Origin of the sequence: Duganella sp. sic0402 (genome assembly GCF_019219065.1) — a bacterium.
In the GTDB taxonomy this organism is placed as follows: domain Bacteria; phylum Pseudomonadota; class Gammaproteobacteria; order Burkholderiales; family Burkholderiaceae_D; genus Rugamonas.
This window is the reverse complement of the sequence record NZ_JAHUWK010000001.1, coordinates 226,403-243,011: the sequence shown is the minus strand read 5'-3', so window position 1 is coordinate 243,011 and position 16,609 is coordinate 226,403. Positions and strand designations below refer to the sequence as shown.

Below are 16,609 nucleotides of genomic sequence, written 5' to 3'. Positions count from 1 at the left end.
CGCCCTCCGACCTGATTAAACGATGCCGCTGCTGCTGGCGCCAGCCTTGGCCGGACGCGCTTGCGCCACTTTGGCGCGATAGCCGGCGTGGCGGTACGCCGCCACCGGATCGATAGCGCCGCCAGAGCGCCAGCGCGCCATGGCGAGGATGGGACTGACATCGGTGCGGAACGCGTGCTTCAAGGTCTGCGCAGCCTGTAGCGCATCGTTCGACTCCTGGAAGCCACGCAACGCAACGCGGTCCACCAGCGCCGCCTGGACATAGGCGCGCTGCACTTCCACCGCGCTGCTCATCAGGCTCTCAATCGGATCTGTCACATTGTGCGACTGGTCCAGCATATTGGCCGTCTTGAACGAAGCGCCTTCGCGCGCAGCGGCGTCGGCCAGCTCGTTAAATACCAGGAACAGCTGGAACGGATTGATCGAGCCGGAATCCAGATCGTCGTCGCCGTACTTGCTGTCGTTGAAGTGGAAGCCGCCCAGCTTGCCGAACTGCGCAAGCCGCGCGACGATCATCTCGATATTGGTATTGGGCGCGTGGTGGCCCAGATCGACCAGGCACTTGGCTTTCGGTCCCAATTGCTGTGCGCAAGCGAAACTGGTACCCCAGTCCGCGATGGTGGTGGCGTAGAAGGCCGGTTCAAACAGCTTGTGCTCGATGTAGACCTGCCAGTCCGCCGGCAGTGCCGCATAGATGGAACGCATGCTGTCGAGGTAACGCTCCAGCGATGCGCGCAGGTTGTTCTGGCCAGGGAAGTTGGCGCCGTCGCCTATCCATACCGTCAGGCCCTGCGAACCGAGCGCCCGGCCAAGCTCGATGCAGTCGATATTGTGCTCGACTGCCTGCGCGCGCGCGGCGGCGCTGACGGCGGTCAGGCTGCCGTATTTATAGCTGTGTTCCTGCCCTGCCTGGTCCTGGAAGGTGTTGGAGTTGACCAGATCGAAGTACAGGCCATAGCTGTGGGCAGTTTCGCGCAGCGCGGCAGTATCGCTGATTTTGTCCCATGGGAAGTGCAGCGAAACACCCGGCGTAGCACGCGTCAGTTGATGGATGACCGCGCAGTCGTCCAGCTTTTCAAACACATTGCGCGGCTCTCCCTTGCCCGGAAAGCGTGCAAAGCGCGTGCCGCCAGTGCCCGCGCCCCAGCTGGGCAAGGCCACTGAAAATACCTGCGCGTGCGCGGTCAGTGTTTCGATATCGACGCCACGCCGCGACAGCATGCCTGCCAGCGCCGCGTAATCCGCATTCAGGCCGGCCAGCAGGCCGGCGTTATGCTGTTCCAGCAAATTCTGCTCAATGAGCATCCCCATTGTTTGTCTCCTCCTTATTTTTATTATCGTGTGAACGCTGCGGCGTTACCGGCATCCACATTGATGATGTTACCTGTACTCTTGCCGGCTTTGTCGGATGCCAGGAAATACACGGCTTCCGCGATATCCTCCGGCAGCACACTCAGCTTCAGCATGCTGCGCTGGCGGTAGAATTCTTCCACATCATCGGCGCCGATCTTGTTCGACTGTGCGCGCTCTTCTTTCCACTTGCCGTCCCAGATGCGCGAGCCGCGTATCACCGCATCCGGATTGACGACGTTGACGCGGATGCCGTGCGCCGCGCCTTCCAGCGCGATGCAGCGGGCCAGATGAATTTCCGCTGCCTTGGCAGTGCAGTACGCCGACGCGCCAGCCGACGCCACCAGGCCATTTTTGCTGGCGACGAACACCATCGATCCGCCCAGCCTCTGCTGCTTCATGATGCGGAAAGCGGCGCGGCTGACCAGGAAGTAGCCTTTGACCAGAATGTCCTGATTACGGTTCCACACCTCCAGCGTAGTGTCCTCCAACGGGGCCGACGAGGCGATGCCGGCGTTGGAGATCAGCAGGTCAACGCCGCCGAAGTTCAGTGCGGCCGCTTTGAGAATATCTTCCACCGCGTCTTCGCCGGTGATATTCGCCACCACGCTGGCCACGCTGTCCTTGCCGGCCACCTTGACCAAGTCCTTTTGCGCCTGCGCCAATGCCCCGGCATCGATATCGGTCAGCAGCACGCAAGCGCCTTCGCTCAGCAGCTGCTTCGCCACCGCCTGGCCGATGCCGCCTGCGCCGCCGGTCACCAACGCGATACGGCCGGCCAGTGATTTCGGTTTCGGCATGCGTTGCAGCTTGGCTTCTTCCAGCAGCCAGTATTCGATATCGAAAGCCTCCTGCTCCGGTAGTCCGACGTATTTATCCACGCCATTTGCGCCGCGCATAACGTTGATGGCGTTCACGTAGAACTCGCCGGCGATACGTGCCGTGGCCTTGTCCTTGGCGAAGGAGAGCATGCCGACTCCGGGGATCAAATAGATGATCGGATTGGCGTCGCGCACGGCCGGGCTGTTATCGCGCTTGCAGCGGTCGTAGTAGGCTTTGTAGTCCGCGCGGTAAGCTGCCAGCGCATCATCCAGACCGGCTACCAGCTTGTCGAAATCCGGTGCAGCCGGATCGAAGTCCACCACAAACGGCCGTATCTTGGTGCGCAGGAAGTGGTCCGGGCAGGACGTGCCCAGCGCCGCCAACGGCCTCAGATCGCGGCTGCCGACAAATTCCAGCACCGCCTCCTGGTCGTCGAAGTGGCCCAGTTTGTACTCGCCCTGGCTGATTTTTCCGCGCAGGATGGGCATCAGGCGCGCGGCGAAAGCGGCGCGTTCCTGCGCTGGCAAGGGCTGAACGGCAGCACCGCCAAACGACGGCTGCGCGACATTGGTGTCCAGCCAATCGCCAGCGCGCTTGATGATGGCCAGCGTGGTTTCGTAGCAGGACTTGGCGGTATCGCCCCAGGTGAACAGGCCATGGCCTTCAAGGATAATGCCTTTCAGCTGCGGATTCTGCTTCGATACCTCTTCCAGCTTCAGGCCCAGGTCGTAGCCTGGACGCTGCCATGGCAGCCAGCCCAGTTCACCTTCGAAAATCTTCTGCGTCAGTTCCTTGCTGTTGGCACAAGCGGCAATCGCAATGACCGAATCGGGATGCATGTGGTCGACGTGCTTGCGCGCGATGTAGGCATGCAGCGGCGTGTCGATACTGGCCGCGCGCGGATTCAGGTTGAAGGTGCAATGCGGCAGATAACCCACCATTTCATCTTCGTGCTGCAAGCCGCGATAGCGGTTTTTTAGCGCGTGCAGCTTGTCCATGTACAGCGTCGAAAAGCCATCCAGCTTGATGCTGCCCAGGTCGCCGCCCGAACCCTTCACCCACAGCACCTCGACCTGCTTGCCGCTGAGCGGATCGGCCATCATCACTTTTGCCGAGGTATTGCCGCCGCCGAAGTTGGTGATACGCAGGTCCGATCCAAGCAGATTGGAACGATACAGCAGCAGCTCGGGTTCACTCATGTTGGCAGCGACGCCGTCGTCCCATAAAGAGCTGATCGGTTCCTTCTGCTTCGCTTCATTCATTGCTCGTCTCCATAGTATGAACATGCTTTTTTGCCGTCACTGGCAACTGCATTCAGTAGAAATCAGCGGGCCGCAGGGTGTCAATCTGCGAACAATCAAGATCATGATTAAGCGTTAAATAATCAAAAGCGTGATTGCCGCCGCCAGCGCACAAATCAAACAATCAGTGAGTTGATCGCCGGATGATTGACGCCCGATTTTGAAATGGATACTTTAAAAACAACAAAGCGACAGCGCGCATAACAGGAGACGATGATGATCAAGCACAAGCGCCACAAGCGTTTGCTCAAGCTGCTGGCCGAGCATCAGAATGCGACCGTGCCACAGTTGGTGGACTGGCTGAGCGCCTCGCCCGCCACCGTACGGCGCGATATCGGCTGGCTCGCCGAGCGCAATCTGCTGACACGCACGCGCGGCGGCGCCGCCAGCCGGCAGCCCAAGGTGCGCGGCCTGGCGCACGCCAGCGAAACCTTCCAGCACAATATGCAGTGCAACGCGGAGCGCAAGCGCGGCATCGCGCGCTACGCGGCCGGCATGTGCAGCGACGGGGAAACCATCATCATCAACGGCGGCACCACCACCTTCATGATGGCCGAATTCCTGGTGCATCAGCATCTCAAGATACTGACCAATTCCTTCCTGATGGCAGAGCGGCTGCTGAGCACCAGCGAGAACGAAATCATCCTACCCGGCGGCAAGGTCTATCGCGAGCAGAACGTCATCCTCAGCCCCTTCGACAACGACATCACCCAGCATCATTACGCGGCCAAGATCTTCATGGGCGTGTACGGCCTGTCGCTGCTGGGTTTACTGGAAGCCGACCCGTTGCTGATTCAGGCCGAGAAGCGGCTGATCAGCCAGGCGGAACAACTGATCGTGCTGGCCGACAGCGCCAAGTTCTCCCGCAAGGCCGGTCTGATTTTGTGTGGCCTGAACCGGGTATCAGCGGTGATCACCGACACCCACGCGTCCGACGCCGCTGTTCAACTGTTGGAGCAGCACGGCGTACGCGTCATCACCACTGAGCCGGAAGCCCTGCCCGATGCTGCGGCCTACGCCAGTTACGGCGCAGCGTTCGACCTGTCGGCCATGTATGCGCCGGAGATTTCGCATTGAGCCAGCAGCTGCGTGGCCGTCAAGCGTAATACATCCAGCAAACCCCGGCTAGGGCACAAACGGCGCAATACATCAGCGCCGACGATGCCCCCATCCTGATATCGACAGACGATGGTACGCAGGAAAACAAGGCGACTGCCGCGACGTAGCCGGCCAGCAGCCAGCTCAGATAATGATGGTCGTGAAAAGCCGGCTGCATCCAATGCACGAACACCAGCCAGCCCGCCCACGCCAGCAGTAGCGGCGCAAATGCGGCCGGTGCGGCGTTCCAGATATTCAGGTTGCGGAAACCGACCGAGCCAAGCAGCCAGCCGTTTTTCTGCCGCTTGGGAATGATCGAAAACGACGTCGGCCTGGCGCACACCAGCCAGCCGACCAGCGCGTGCAGCGCCTCGTGGCCGATGGTGCCGATCAGCGTCAGCAGCGCGATGCCCCATCCTGAATGGCGCGCCCAGCGCAGCAGGCATAGCCAGGCGAACACCAGCGCGGCGGATGCGGTGGCGTTCGCCGTCAGATTCAAAGAAGGGAGCACAAGCTGCACAACAAAAAAGGGCAGCCTGAGCTGCCCTTTCTCGATTACGCTGCGTCGATCGCAGCGTTGAAGGTTGCGCTTGGGCGCATCACGGCCGTGGTCTTGACCGGATCAGGCTGGTAGTAGCCGCCGATATCCTTGGCCGCGCCTTGCACACTGTTCAGCTCGTCAACGATCTTGGTTTCGTTTTCCGACAGCTGTTTGGCCAGCGGTGCAAACTTGGCGGCCAGTTCCGCATCTTCGCTCTGCGCGGCCAGGGCTTGTGCCCAGTACAGCGACAGGTAGAAGTGGCTGCCACGGTTGTCCAGCTCACCGGTGCGCGACGATGGCGACTTGCTGTTGTCCAGCAGTTTGCCGGTGGCTTCGTCCAGGGTCTTGGCCAGCAGCTGGGCTTTGGCGTTGCCGTTCTTGATGCCCAGCTCTTCCAGCGAGACCGCCAGTGCCAGGAACTCGCCCAGCGAATCCCAGCGCAGGTGGTTTTCTTCCACCAGCTGCTTGACGTGCTTAGGCGCGGAACCGCCGGCGCCGGTTTCGTACATGCCGCCGCCCGCCATCAGCGGAACGATGGACAGCATCTTGGCCGAAGTGCCCAGTTCCAGGATCGGGAACAGGTCGGTCAGGTAGTCGCGCAGGATGTTGCCGGTGACCGAGATGGTATCCAGGCCGCGCGACACGCGTTCCAGCGTGTAGCGCATGGCGCGCACTTGCGACATGATGTGGATGTCCAGGCCCTTGGTGTCGTGATCCTTCAGGTAGACCTGAACTTTTTTGATCACTTCGGCTTCGTGCGGACGGTATGGGTCCAGCCAGAACACGGCAGGCATGCCGGAGTTGCGGGCGCGGGTCACGGCCAGTTTCACCCAGTCGCGGATCGGTGCGTCTTTCACCTGGCACATGCGCCAGATGTCGCCAGCTTCCACGGTCTGGGTCAGCAGCACTTCGCCGGTGGCCAGGTCGGTGATGTTGGCGATGCCGCCTTCAGCCACTTCAAAGGTCTTGTCGTGCGAGCCGTATTCTTCGGCTTGCTGCGCCATCAGGCCGACGTTCGGCACGGTGCCCATGGTGGTTGGGTCGAAGTTGCCGTGCCATTTGCAGAAGTTGATCATCTCCTGATAGATACGGGCGAAGGTCGACTCAGGCATGACGGCTTTAACGTCAGCGGTGCGGCCATCGGCGCCCCACATTTTGCCGCCGATGCGTATCATCGCTGGCATCGAAGCGTCAACGATCACATCGTTTGGCGAGTGGAAGTTGGTGATGCCTTTGGCCGAATCGACCATGGCCAGCTTAGGACGGTGTTCCAGGCAAGCGTGCAGGTCTTTCAGGATCTCGTCCTTCTGCGAGGCTGGCAGCTTTTCGATTTTCTCGTACAGGTTGACCATGCCGTTGTTGACGTTCACGCCCAGTTCTTCGAACAGCTTGGCGTGTTTTTCAAACGCTTCCTTGTAGAAGATACGCACGCAGTGACCGAAGACGATCGGGTGCGATACCTTCATCATGGTGGCTTTGACGTGCAGCGAGAACATCACGCCGGTTTTGTAGGCGTCGTCGATTTCTTTCTCGTAGAACTCCAGCAGCGCTTTTTTGCTCATGAACATGGAGTCGATGATTTCGCCAGCTTGCAGCGCGACCTTCGGTTTCAGCACGATGGTTTTGCCAGAGCTGGTGATCAGTTCCATTTTCACGTCACGGGCTTTGTCCAGGGTCATGGACTTTTCGCCGTGGTAGAAGTCGCCGGCGTGCATGTGCGACACGTGGGTGCGCGATGCCTGGCTCCATTCGCCCATCGAGTGCGGGTGCTTGCGGGCGTATTCTTTCACGGCTTTTGGTGCGCGGCGGTCGGAGTTGCCTTCACGCAGCACTGGGTTCACGGCCGAGCCGATGCACTTGCTGTAGCGTGCTTTCAGTGCCTTGTCTTCGTCGGTTTTTGCATCTTCCGGGAAGTCCGGCAGCTTGTAGCCCTTGCCTTGCAGCTCGCGGATGGCCGCTTGCAGCTGCGACACCGATGCCGAAATGTTCGGCAGCTTGATGATGTTGGCTTCCGGCTTCAGCGTCAGTGCGCCCAGCTCAGCCAGGGTGTTCGGTACTTTTTGTTGGTCCGTCAGGAACTCAGGGAACTCAGCCAATACGCGCGCGGCGACCGAAATATCGCTCGAAACCACGTCGACGCCAGCCGGTGCAGTGAACTTCTTAATAATCGGCAGCAGCGAATACGTTGCCAGCAGTGGGGCTTCGTCAGTCAGCGTGTAGATGATTTTTGGATTTTGTGTTGCCATGTTCATTCCCTCGTAATCGATCGGTGCTTGGAGTAGTTACGCCCGGTATTGTAATCCCTGATGCCATGGTTTGTGCAAATGATGACACTCTCATCATAGGGTCTCTTGTTGTCGTACAACTTAAGACCTACCCTGCTCCGCACCACTGCGGTGCATGTGTATTAAAATCAACAAGTTAAACGTTTACTAGCAAATTGCTAGCAGATATATAGTTGTATGATGTCTGATATCTAGGCTATGATCGTCGCACCTAGAGTAAGGAGACCGCATGACCTCGCAACAACCACAAGCCACCCGTGTACGGTGGATGATCCTGGCAATTCTGTTCGCAGTAACCACCATCAACTATGCTGACCGCGCCACCATCGCGATCGCGGGTCCCGAGATCAAGCGCTTGTTGGGGCTGAGTCCGGTGGAGATGGGCTTCGTATTCTCGGCGTTTGCCTGGTCGTATGTATTGGCCCAGTTGCCAGGCGGCTGGCTGCTGGACCGCTTCGGTTCCAAAATCACCTATTTCTTCAGTATCTTCCTGTGGTCGCTGTTCACCATGCTGATGGGCGGCGTCGGCTTCTTCACCGGCGCGGCCGCCGTGACGGTGCTGTTCACCCTGCGCCTGCTGATCGGCGCGGCGGAAGCGCCTTCCTTCCCTGGCAACTCGCGCATCGCCTCGGCCTGGTTCCCGACCAGCGAACGCGGCACCGCAGCGGCCATCTTCAACTCGGCGCAATACTTCGCCACCGTGCTGTTCGCGCCCATCATGGGCTGGCTGGTGCACAGCTTCGGCTGGGAAAGCGTGTTCTTCGTCATGGGCGGCCTGGGCATCATCATGGCCTTCATCTGGCTGAAAACCGTGTATGGCCCGAAAGACCATCCGAAAGCTAATGCTGCCGAGATCGCCTACATCGAAGCCGGCGGCGCGCTGGTCGACCTGGAAAGCAAGGACCGCGTAGCGGCCACCACCAAGATCGACACCTGGTCGTGCATCAAGCAGCTGCTGGGCAACCGCATGCTGCTGGGCGTCTATATCGGCCAATATTGCATCAACACCCTGACCTACTTCTTCCTGACCTGGTTCCCGGTGTACCTGGTGCAAGAACGTCACATGACCATCCTGAAAGCCGGTTTCGTGGCTGCGCTGCCTGCGGTAGCCGGTTTCCTCGGCGGCGTGCTGGGCGGCGTGATCTCGGACCGCCTGATCAAGTCGGGCAAATCGCTGTCGGTGGCGCGTAAAACCCCTATCGTCTGCGGCATGCTGCTGTCCACCTCTATGATCATCTGCAACTACGTAGAAGCGGACTGGCTGGTCATCATGGTGATGTCGATCGCTTTCTTCGGCAAAGGCATCGGCGCGCTGGGCTGGGCAGTGGTGGCGGACACCTCGCCGAAAGAAGCTGGCGGCATGAGCGGCGCGCTGTTCAACACCTTCGGCAACACCGCCGGCATCACCACCCCGATCGTCATCGGCTACATCCTGCAAGCCACCGGTTCGTTCTCCGGCGCGCTGGTGTTCGTGGGCGCCAATGCCGTGGTGACCATCGCCTGCTACCTGTTCATGGTGGGCGAGATCAAGCGTTTCGAGTTCAAAACCCCGGTCACGCGCGCAGTTTAAGCGTGTGCACGACACAAAAAGCCCGCATTGCGGGCTTTTTTTTCGTGTAAATTGTCGGATTTCTATATCTGGTTCACGAATTTATGGCAGCACGACCCCGGTTTGCGTTTTCCTTGCGGTATTTGCTGATCATGCTGACCGCGATCGGGCTGCTGCCGCTGGCTTTGCTGGGGGGCTGGAGCATCCACGCCGCCGGCGAATACAAGGAGCGCGAGCAGGAGCGCTGGATGCTCGATCTGGCGCGCGCGCTATCCAGCGCGGCCGATGCCGAGCTCGACAGCGCTGTTGCCATGTTAACCACACTCGGCAATTCGGCGCCCTTGCAGAATGGCGACCTGCCCGGCTTCTATTCCGCCGCCAGCACACTGGTCAAAACTCAGCCCGACTGGCTGGGCGTCATCCTGACCGACGGCCAAGGCAAAGTCCTGCTGCGCACCATGGACCCGTATGGCGCGGATGCGCCGCCGCTGGCCGATCCGGCCAGCATGCGCCAGTTGCTGTCCACCCAGCAGCCGGTGGCCGGGCAGATCGCGCGCGGCCCGCGCGGCCGCACCGCCTTCCCGGTGCGAGTGCTGATCGCCGGCGACAAAGGCAAACTCTACACATTGACGGCAGTGATCCTGCCGGACCGCATGGTGCGCCTGATCCTGCGACAGCAAGTGCCGGTCGATGCGGTGATCGCGGTGCGCGACGGCGCCCGCTCGGTGGTGGCGCGTTCGCGCGACCAGGAGCGCAAGGTCGGCGATCCGCCGAGCGCCTCGCTGGTAGCACTGATGCAAAGCTCAGGTGCGGAAGGCTTCGGCGCCGCCGTCACCAGCGAAGGACAGCCGATGTCCACCGCCTTTACCACCCGCTCGCGCTATGGCTGGGCGGTAGTGGTGGGCCGTCCGGCCGAAGGCCTGCGCGCCGCCGCTTTCGAGCGCATGGGCGTGTATGGCATCGGCATCGCGCTGTCGCTGCTGAGCTGCGTGCTGTTCGCCTCGCTGCTGTCGAAACGCCTGCTGGCCACCATCGAGGCCTTGCGGCAAAACGCCGCCGCGCTCGGCTCGGGCGCACCGCTGACCGTGACGCCGTCGTCCATCGTTGAAATCGACCGCATCGGCCAGGCGCTGGAACAGGCCGAACAGCAGCGCAACGGCCAGGAGCACGAGCGCGCGCAACTGCTCGACTCGCTGAACCGCGCGCTGGCCAGCCACCAGACCGCGCTGATCCACGCCCGCGAGGCCGGCCGCGCCAAGGATGAATTCCTCGCCGTGCTGGGCCATGAACTGCGCAATCCGCTCAGCCCCATCGTCACCTCGCTGGATCTGCTGGACATGCGCGACGAACCGACCACCCGCAAGGAGCGCAGCGTCATGCGGCGCCAGGTCAATCACCTGCGACGGCTGGTGGACGACCTGCTGGACCTGTCGCGCATCACCTCCGGCAAGCTGCAGCTGGACACCCAGCCGCTCAACCTGGCGGAAGTAGTAAGGCACGCGGTGGCGGCGGCGCCGGGCCAGCAAGTCAGCCTGTCCGCACCGGCGGACGTGTGGGTGATGGGCGACGACAGCCGGCTGACCCAGGTACTCAACAACCTGCTGTCCAACGCGGCCCGCTTCGGCAGCAGCGCCACCAAGGTGGCGCTGACGGCGGACGACACCCACGCGCGGCTGGAAGTCAGCGACAATGGCATCGGCATGAGCGAAGAATTGATCGCACGGATGTTCGAGCCCTTCCAGCAAGCGCCGCAATCGCTGGCGCGGCGCAGCGGCGGCCTCGGTCTGGGCCTGGCGATTGTACGCAAGATTATCGACCTGCACGGCGGCCAGGTCAGCGCCCACAGTGCCGGCGCCGGCATGGGCAGCCAGTTTGAAGTGCTGCTGCCGCTGACCACGCCGCCGAAGGCGGAAGCCGCGCCTGGCGGCGGCGCTGCAGCGGGCGGCCTGCAATTGCTGCTGGTGGACGACAATATCGACGCCGCCCTGTCCGGCGCGGCGCTGCTGCAATTGCTGGGTCATGAAGTACGCATCGCCCACAGCGCCGCCGAAGCGCTGAGCGCGGTCCGGCGCGAAATGCCGCAAGTCGCCATCTTGGACATCGGCCTGCCCGATATGAGCGGCTACGAACTGGCCGCCGCGATTCGCCAGGAACCGGGCGGCGACCAGGTGCGGCTGGTCGCCCTGACCGGCTACGGCCAAAAAGAAGACGTGGCGCGCGCCTACGACGCCAAATTCGACCTGCACCTGACCAAACCCGCCAGCGTCGCCGACCTGCAGCGCGCCACCGCGCCTATTGAGCCTGTGGCTTGAGCGTTTCCGCGCCCTCGGTCCGGCCCTCGGCCGGGCGATCCGCATTTTTTGACGCCATGCGGATATCCGCCGTCATCATGTGCGGCGGTACGCCATTGCGTACAGGACGCGCGGCCAGGAACTCCCTGCTCCCGGCATCGCCCTTCAGATAGGCATTCAGGAACTCAAGCACATAACGGGACGCCCAGTTATGCGCCTGCACGATCTCCGCGCGTGAATACTCCTCAAAGTCAGCATCGCCACTGAATCGGATTTGCGAGGTGCTGAAATTGACGTGTGCCATCGGATGCAGGATGTAGTAATACACATCCGAATACTGCATCGCGTTGATGAAGCTGAAGGACACGTCATAGCTGCCTTCCAGTTGTTCAATCGTCCTTGGCCTGGCTGACAGATACAGCAGCGGTACGTTCACGCGTTCCGGCGTGACGTATTTGGCCGCATCCTTGCCGCCGTTGATGTATTCCGGATAGCCGCGCATCGATCCGTCCAGCGACACCAGCGCGCGGATGCGCTGGTCCCTGGCGGCGGCCAGTACATTCGCCAGTCCGCCCCAGCTAAAGCCGGCCACGGCGATGCGTCCCATATCCACCTGCGGGAGGCTATGCGCATAGCCGATCAGAAAAGCGATATCGGCCGCCTGTGCCTCCGCCCCTTCCAGATTCGTATTCATCACGCGTCCCTGCCCATCGACGCTGTGACTGGCGAGAACAACGTAGCCCTGGCTGGCCAGGTATTCACACAGTTCGGCGTTTTCGTGCGCCTGACCGTTGGCCCCGGGCGCGTAGATCACTAGCGGGAACTTGCCTGCCGCTGGCATGGCGTCGCGATGCGCCCATACGGGGCTGTCCGCTTCCGCCTGCCGCTGAGCGGGGGTCAAGGCTTTGCCGGATTGCTTGATAAACTGCGCCGTCTTCAGCGCCACCTGCGCATCGCCAAGGGAGAAGTCTCTGCGCGTGAAAGCGGTCCCGAGATAATCGGCGTAGCTCATGCCGGTGCCGCCCCCCGCAGCCGGATACCAGACCAATGTCTGCATCGCCCGCGCCAGTTCCCCTTGCCGGGGTTTGCCCGTATCGATGTCAATCAACGGCAGCGATGATCGGCTGTAGTCGTACTGCTTGATCAGTTTGAAGCCAACCGGGTACTTACCTGCCGGGTTCAAATACGCATAATGCGACGCGTGCGCCGAAAGAGCGGCGCAGCACAGCAAAATCAGGGATATAAAACGCATCGTTGCCTTTTATGATTGCATGTTGGCGATCGCAGCCCGGCTGCTGGCATCAGAAAAACCATGCTGTTTGAGGATTTCCACCAGCTCATCCGGTGTGCCGCCCAGGCGCAGATTATCGGCGATCCAGCCGTGCCAGTCTGGCGTGACTTCCCTCGCCTCCTCCGGCAGCGTCAGCCCCATGATGATGTGTGCCAGTGTGGCGTTGATACGCTTGGTGTCGATCAGGTGCTGTACCACCGTGTGGCCTGAATACGGGAAGGGATACAGCGTGCAGTTGCCGGCCGCCGCCAATCGGTGTGCATGCATGGCATCCAGGTTGACCGACTCGCTTGCGCCATCCTTGTCCGGCTTGGTGCCGAACAGTATATGCATATCGGGCAGCTTGCCGGCCCTGGCGCGGCCCAGCGCCTGCAAATCATAGTAGCCGGATGCGGGCGGCCGCGCGGCCAGGTCGCGCATCACCGACAGCCAGCGACGCTCGTGGTACAGCAAGGCCTGTTGCGGATCGAGGAAAGATAGCGGACCAAAGGCGACCACCTGCTGCACTTCCAGCAGCAGGCCATACATCAGCGCCGCATACGCACCCATCGACTGGCCGATGGTGATCACCTTGCTCGGCCGAATGGCGTCGATCAATACGCGCAGGCCGGCCGCCGTTTCGTCGGGATGTTCGCCCAGGCCGGCGATCTTGCGGTGATACCAGGCGTTGCCGGAGTCCCGCACCAGGATCTTGTTGATATGCCGGCCGCTGGCCTGCTCCAGCTTTTTCAGCCGGCCGTAAAAATCAAAGTCCGGCCGCGTCTCCCATGAGACGAAGCCGAAGGCAATCACCAATATCTCGCCCGGAATGACCTGGTCGACCAGCACATCTTCATGGCTGGTCTTGACGCGCCGGTTATCCAGCGCTGGCAGATTAATCAGGGATGGCAGCATCCCGTCAGTTTAATGGATTTCGCTGTAGAAACAACGCCCACATGCCTGACGGTAGCTTTCGTTGCCGCCTATGCTGATCTGGTCGCCTTCCTTGATGCGTCGGCCGTTCTCATCGACACGGATGTTCATCGTGGCTTTTTTGCCGCAAGTGCAGATGTTCTTGATTTCTTCGATGTCGTCCGCCAGCGCCAGCAGGTAGGCGGAGCCAGGGAACGGTTCGCCCAGGAAGTCGGAGCGCAGGCCGTAGGTGATCACCGGCACGCCGCGCACTTGCGCCAGCTGGTGCAGCTGCTTGACCTGGTCCTTGCTGAGGAATTGCGCCTCGTCCACCAGCAGGCAGGCGATTTTCTTGTCGATGGTTTGCAGGAAATTGGTGTTCTTGTCGAACACCTCGGTTTCGCGCTGCGGTCCCAGGCGCGAGGTGACCTTGCCGACGCCATAGCGGTTGTCGATGGCCGCCGTGAACAGGCGCACGGCCTGCCCCTGCTCTTCATAGTTGTGGGCCACCTGCAGCATGGCGGTGGACTTGCCTGCGTTCATCGCAGAGTAGCGGAAGTAGAGTTTTGCCATGGCGCGGATTATAAACCGCGCCATCTGAAAAAAGCGCATACTTGCCTGAAATGCACAAAGGAGAACGCATGCGCACCCCTGCCTTGTTCACCCTGATTGGCAACACGCCGCTGGCCGAGATTACCCGTCTCGATACCGGCCCCTGCCAATTATTCCTGAAACTGGAATCGCAAAACCCCGGCGGCTCGATCAAGGACCGCATCGGCCTGGCGATGATAGCAGCGGCCGAAGCCCAGGGCCTGCTCAAGCCCGGCGGCACCATCATCGAAGCCACCGCCGGCAATACCGGCCTGGGACTGGCGCTGGTCGGGCGGCTGAAAGGCTACCGCGTGCTGCTGGTGGTGCCGGACAAGATGTCGACCGAAAAAGTGCTGCACCTGAAGGCGCTCGGCGCCGAAGTGCGCACCACCCGCTCCGACGTCGGCAAAGGCCATCCCGAGTATTACCAGGACTATGCCGCGCGCCTGGCCGCCGAGATGCCGGGCGCCTGGTTCGCCGACCAGTTCAACAACCCTGCCAATCCACTGGCGCACGAAACCACCACCGGCCCGGAAATCTGGGAACAGATGGGCCATGATGTGGACGCCATCGTGGTCGGCGTCGGTTCCTCCGGCACGCTGACCGGCCTGTCGCGCTACTTCCGCAAGGTGGCGCCGCAGGTGGAATTCATCCTCGCCGATCCTGCCGGCTCCATCCTGGCCGAATACATCGACACCGGCCGCGTCGCCGAGACCAGTGGTTCCTGGGCAGTGGAAGGCATCGGTGAAGACTTCATTCCCGCCATCGCCGATATGCGCAGCGTGAAAAAAGCCTACACCATCGAAGACGTGGAAAGCTTCGCCACTGCGCGCGCCCTGCTGAAGGAGGAAGGCATACCGGGCGGCTCGTCCACCGGCACGCTGCTGGCCGCCGCGCTGCGCTACTGCCGTGAACAAACCACCCCCAAACGCGTGGTCAGCCTGGTGTGCGATACCGGCACCCGCTATCTGTCCAAAGTCTACAACGACGGCTGGATGCGCGACCAGGGCCTGCTGCAACGCCGCCAGCACAACGATCTGCGCGACCTGATCGGCCGCCGCTTCGACGCCGGAGAAGTCATCAGCGTCACGCCGCAAGACACCTTGATGATCGCCTTCAACCGCATGCGCGCCGCCGACGTGGCGCAGCTGCCGGTGCTGGAGCAAGGTCAATTGGCCGGCATCATCGACGAATCCGACCTGCTGCTGACGGTCGGGGCCGAGCCGGAACGCTTCAACCAGCCGGTCAGCACGGCCATGACCCGGCGCCTGGAAATCCTGCCGCCGTCCGCCGGCATGGCGGCACTGCGCGACATTCTCGACCGAGGCCTGACCGCCGTGGTGGCCGAACACGAGATTTTCTACGGCCTGATCACCCGCTACGACCTGCTCAACCATTTGCGAAGGACGCTATCTTGAATCGACCTGACGACAAAGCCAAAGCCGCGCTGGCCACGCGCGTCATCCACGCCGGCCAATCGCCGGACCCGTCCACCGGCGCCATCATGCCGCCGATTTACGCCACATCCACCTTCGTGCAGGACAGCCCCGGCGTGCACAAAGGCCTGGACTACGGCCGCTCGCACAACCCGACCCGCTGGGCGCTGGAACGCTGCGTGGCCGACCTGGAGAGCGGCGCGCAAGGTTTTGCCTTCGCCTCCGGCCTGGCGGCGATATCGACGGTGCTGGAACTGGCCGACGCCGGCTCGCACATCATCGCCGGCGACGACATGTATGGCGGCACCTACCGCCTGTTCGAGCGCGTGCGCCGCCGCAGCGCCGGCCACGATTTCAGCTACGTCGACCTGACCAGGCCGGAAAACCTGCTGGCCGCCATCAAGCCGGAAACCAAAATGGTGTGGGTTGAAACGCCGACCAATCCCATGCTCAAGCTGGCGGATTTACAGGCGATCGCACACATCTGCCGCGAGCGCGGTGTCATCGCGGTGGCGGACAACACCTTCGCCAGCCCCATCGTCCAGCGTCCGCTGGAACATGGCTTCGACATCGTGGTGCACTCGGCCACCAAGTATCTGAATGGCCACTCGGACATCATCGGCGGCATCGCCGTGGTCGGCGGCGAGGAGCGGCAACAGGAATGGCGCGAGCAGCTGGCCTTCCTGCAGAACTCCGTGGGCGCCATCGCCGGTCCGTTCGACAGCTTCCTGGCGCTGCGCGGCGTGAAGACGCTGGCGATCCGCATGGAACGGCACTGCGCCAGCGCACTGGAACTGGCGCGCTGGCTGGAGCAGCAAAAGGAAGTACGCAAGGTCTACTACCCCGGCCTGGAATCGCACCCGCAGCACGCGCTGGCGAAACGGCAGATGCAGGGCTTCGGCGGCATCATCTCGATCGACCTGGCCACCGACCTGCCGGGTGCGCGCCGCTTCCTCGAATCCTGCGAAGTATTCGCGCTGGCAGAGAGCCTGGGCGGCGTCGAAAGCCTGATCGAACATCCTGCGCTGATGACCCACGCCAGCATCCCGGCCGCGCAACGGGCGGCGCTGGGCATCGGCGACGGACTGATACGGCTATCCGTCGGAATTGAAGATATAGGGGATTTAAAGGCCGATATTCGCCGTTCGCTGGACGCTATTTAG

General features: G+C 61.8%; 12 protein-coding genes. 5 read left to right on the top strand and 7 right to left on the bottom strand.

Translation table 11 applies throughout. From position 1 onward, the window contains the following. Nucleotides 1–15: 15 nt before the first annotated feature. Together rhaI and KW842_RS01090 are read right to left on the bottom strand one after the other, a co-directional pair. The gene (rhaI, locus tag KW842_RS01095; protein ID WP_218302245.1) at nt 16–1,311 is read right to left on the bottom strand and encodes an L-rhamnose catabolism isomerase; all 1,296 of its coding nucleotides are present in this window, start codon (nt 1,309–1,311) and stop codon (nt 16–18) included. 23 nt (nt 1,312–1,334) lie between these two features. Then, nucleotides 1,335–3,434 (bottom strand): bifunctional rhamnulose-1-phosphate aldolase/short-chain dehydrogenase, encoded by a 2,100-nt coding sequence (locus tag KW842_RS01090; protein ID WP_218302244.1) that lies wholly within the window; start codon nt 3,432–3,434, stop codon nt 1,335–1,337. Between the two features lie 252 nt (nt 3,435–3,686). On the opposite strand from KW842_RS01090, the gene KW842_RS01085 reads away from it, so the two are divergent. Then, a complete protein-coding gene (locus KW842_RS01085; RefSeq protein WP_229223425.1) occupies nt 3,687–4,550 on the top strand; it encodes a DeoR/GlpR family DNA-binding transcription regulator in 864 nt (287 codons plus the stop codon). A 19-nt stretch (nt 4,551–4,569) separates the two neighbouring features. Here KW842_RS01085 and KW842_RS01080 read toward each other — a convergent pair whose 3' ends face one another. Together KW842_RS01080 and KW842_RS01075 are read right to left on the bottom strand one after the other, a co-directional pair. After that, nucleotides 4,570–5,070: a hypothetical protein gene (locus KW842_RS01080; RefSeq protein ID WP_218302243.1), complete on the bottom strand. Its 501-nt coding sequence runs from the start codon at nt 5,068–5,070 to the stop codon at nt 4,570–4,572. Nucleotides 5,071–5,126: 56 nt separating this feature from the next. Continuing rightward, nucleotides 5,127–7,358: an NADP-dependent isocitrate dehydrogenase gene (locus KW842_RS01075; RefSeq protein WP_218302242.1), complete on the bottom strand. Its 2,232-nt coding sequence runs from the start codon at nt 7,356–7,358 to the stop codon at nt 5,127–5,129. 268 nt (nt 7,359–7,626) lie between these two features. Between KW842_RS01075 and KW842_RS01070 the strand changes: the two genes are divergently transcribed. Together KW842_RS01070 and KW842_RS01065 are read left to right on the top strand one after the other, a co-directional pair. After that, nucleotides 7,627–8,967: an MFS transporter gene (locus KW842_RS01070; RefSeq protein ID WP_218302241.1), complete on the top strand. Its 1,341-nt coding sequence runs from the start codon at nt 7,627–7,629 to the stop codon at nt 8,965–8,967. A 131-nt stretch (nt 8,968–9,098) separates the two neighbouring features. After that, complete coding sequence (locus KW842_RS01065; protein WP_229223424.1) at nt 9,099–11,258, top strand: ATP-binding protein; 2,160 nt, start codon at nt 9,099–9,101, stop codon at nt 11,256–11,258. Here the strand turns inward: KW842_RS01065 and KW842_RS01060 are convergent. The 3 genes from KW842_RS01060 to KW842_RS01050 are packed head-to-tail and all read right to left on the bottom strand — an operon-like array spanning nt 11,239 to nt 13,992. Next, the gene (locus KW842_RS01060) at nt 11,239–12,489 is read right to left on the bottom strand and encodes a dienelactone hydrolase family protein (RefSeq protein ID WP_218302239.1); all 1,251 of its coding nucleotides are present in this window, start codon (nt 12,487–12,489) and stop codon (nt 11,239–11,241) included. The two genes, KW842_RS01065 and KW842_RS01060, sit on opposite strands and share 20 nt — an antisense overlap. A gap of 9 nt (nt 12,490–12,498) precedes the next feature. Next, nucleotides 12,499–13,422 carry an alpha/beta hydrolase gene (locus KW842_RS01055; protein ID WP_218302238.1) on the bottom strand — a complete coding sequence of 308 codons (924 nt, stop codon included), beginning with the start codon at nt 13,420–13,422 and terminating at the stop codon, nt 12,499–12,501. A gap of 9 nt (nt 13,423–13,431) precedes the next feature. Then, complete coding sequence (locus tag KW842_RS01050; RefSeq protein WP_218302237.1) at nt 13,432–13,992, bottom strand: thymidine kinase; 561 nt, start codon at nt 13,990–13,992, stop codon at nt 13,432–13,434. Nucleotides 13,993–14,060: 68 nt separating this feature from the next. Between KW842_RS01050 and KW842_RS01045 the strand changes: the two genes are divergently transcribed. Next, nucleotides 14,061–15,428 (top strand): cystathionine beta-synthase, encoded by a 1,368-nt coding sequence (locus tag KW842_RS01045; protein WP_218302236.1) that lies wholly within the window; start codon nt 14,061–14,063, stop codon nt 15,426–15,428. After that, a complete protein-coding gene (locus KW842_RS01040; protein ID WP_229223423.1) occupies nt 15,425–16,609 on the top strand; it encodes a PLP-dependent aspartate aminotransferase family protein in 1,185 nt (394 codons plus the stop codon). Before KW842_RS01045 ends, KW842_RS01040 begins: the two co-directional genes overlap by 4 nt.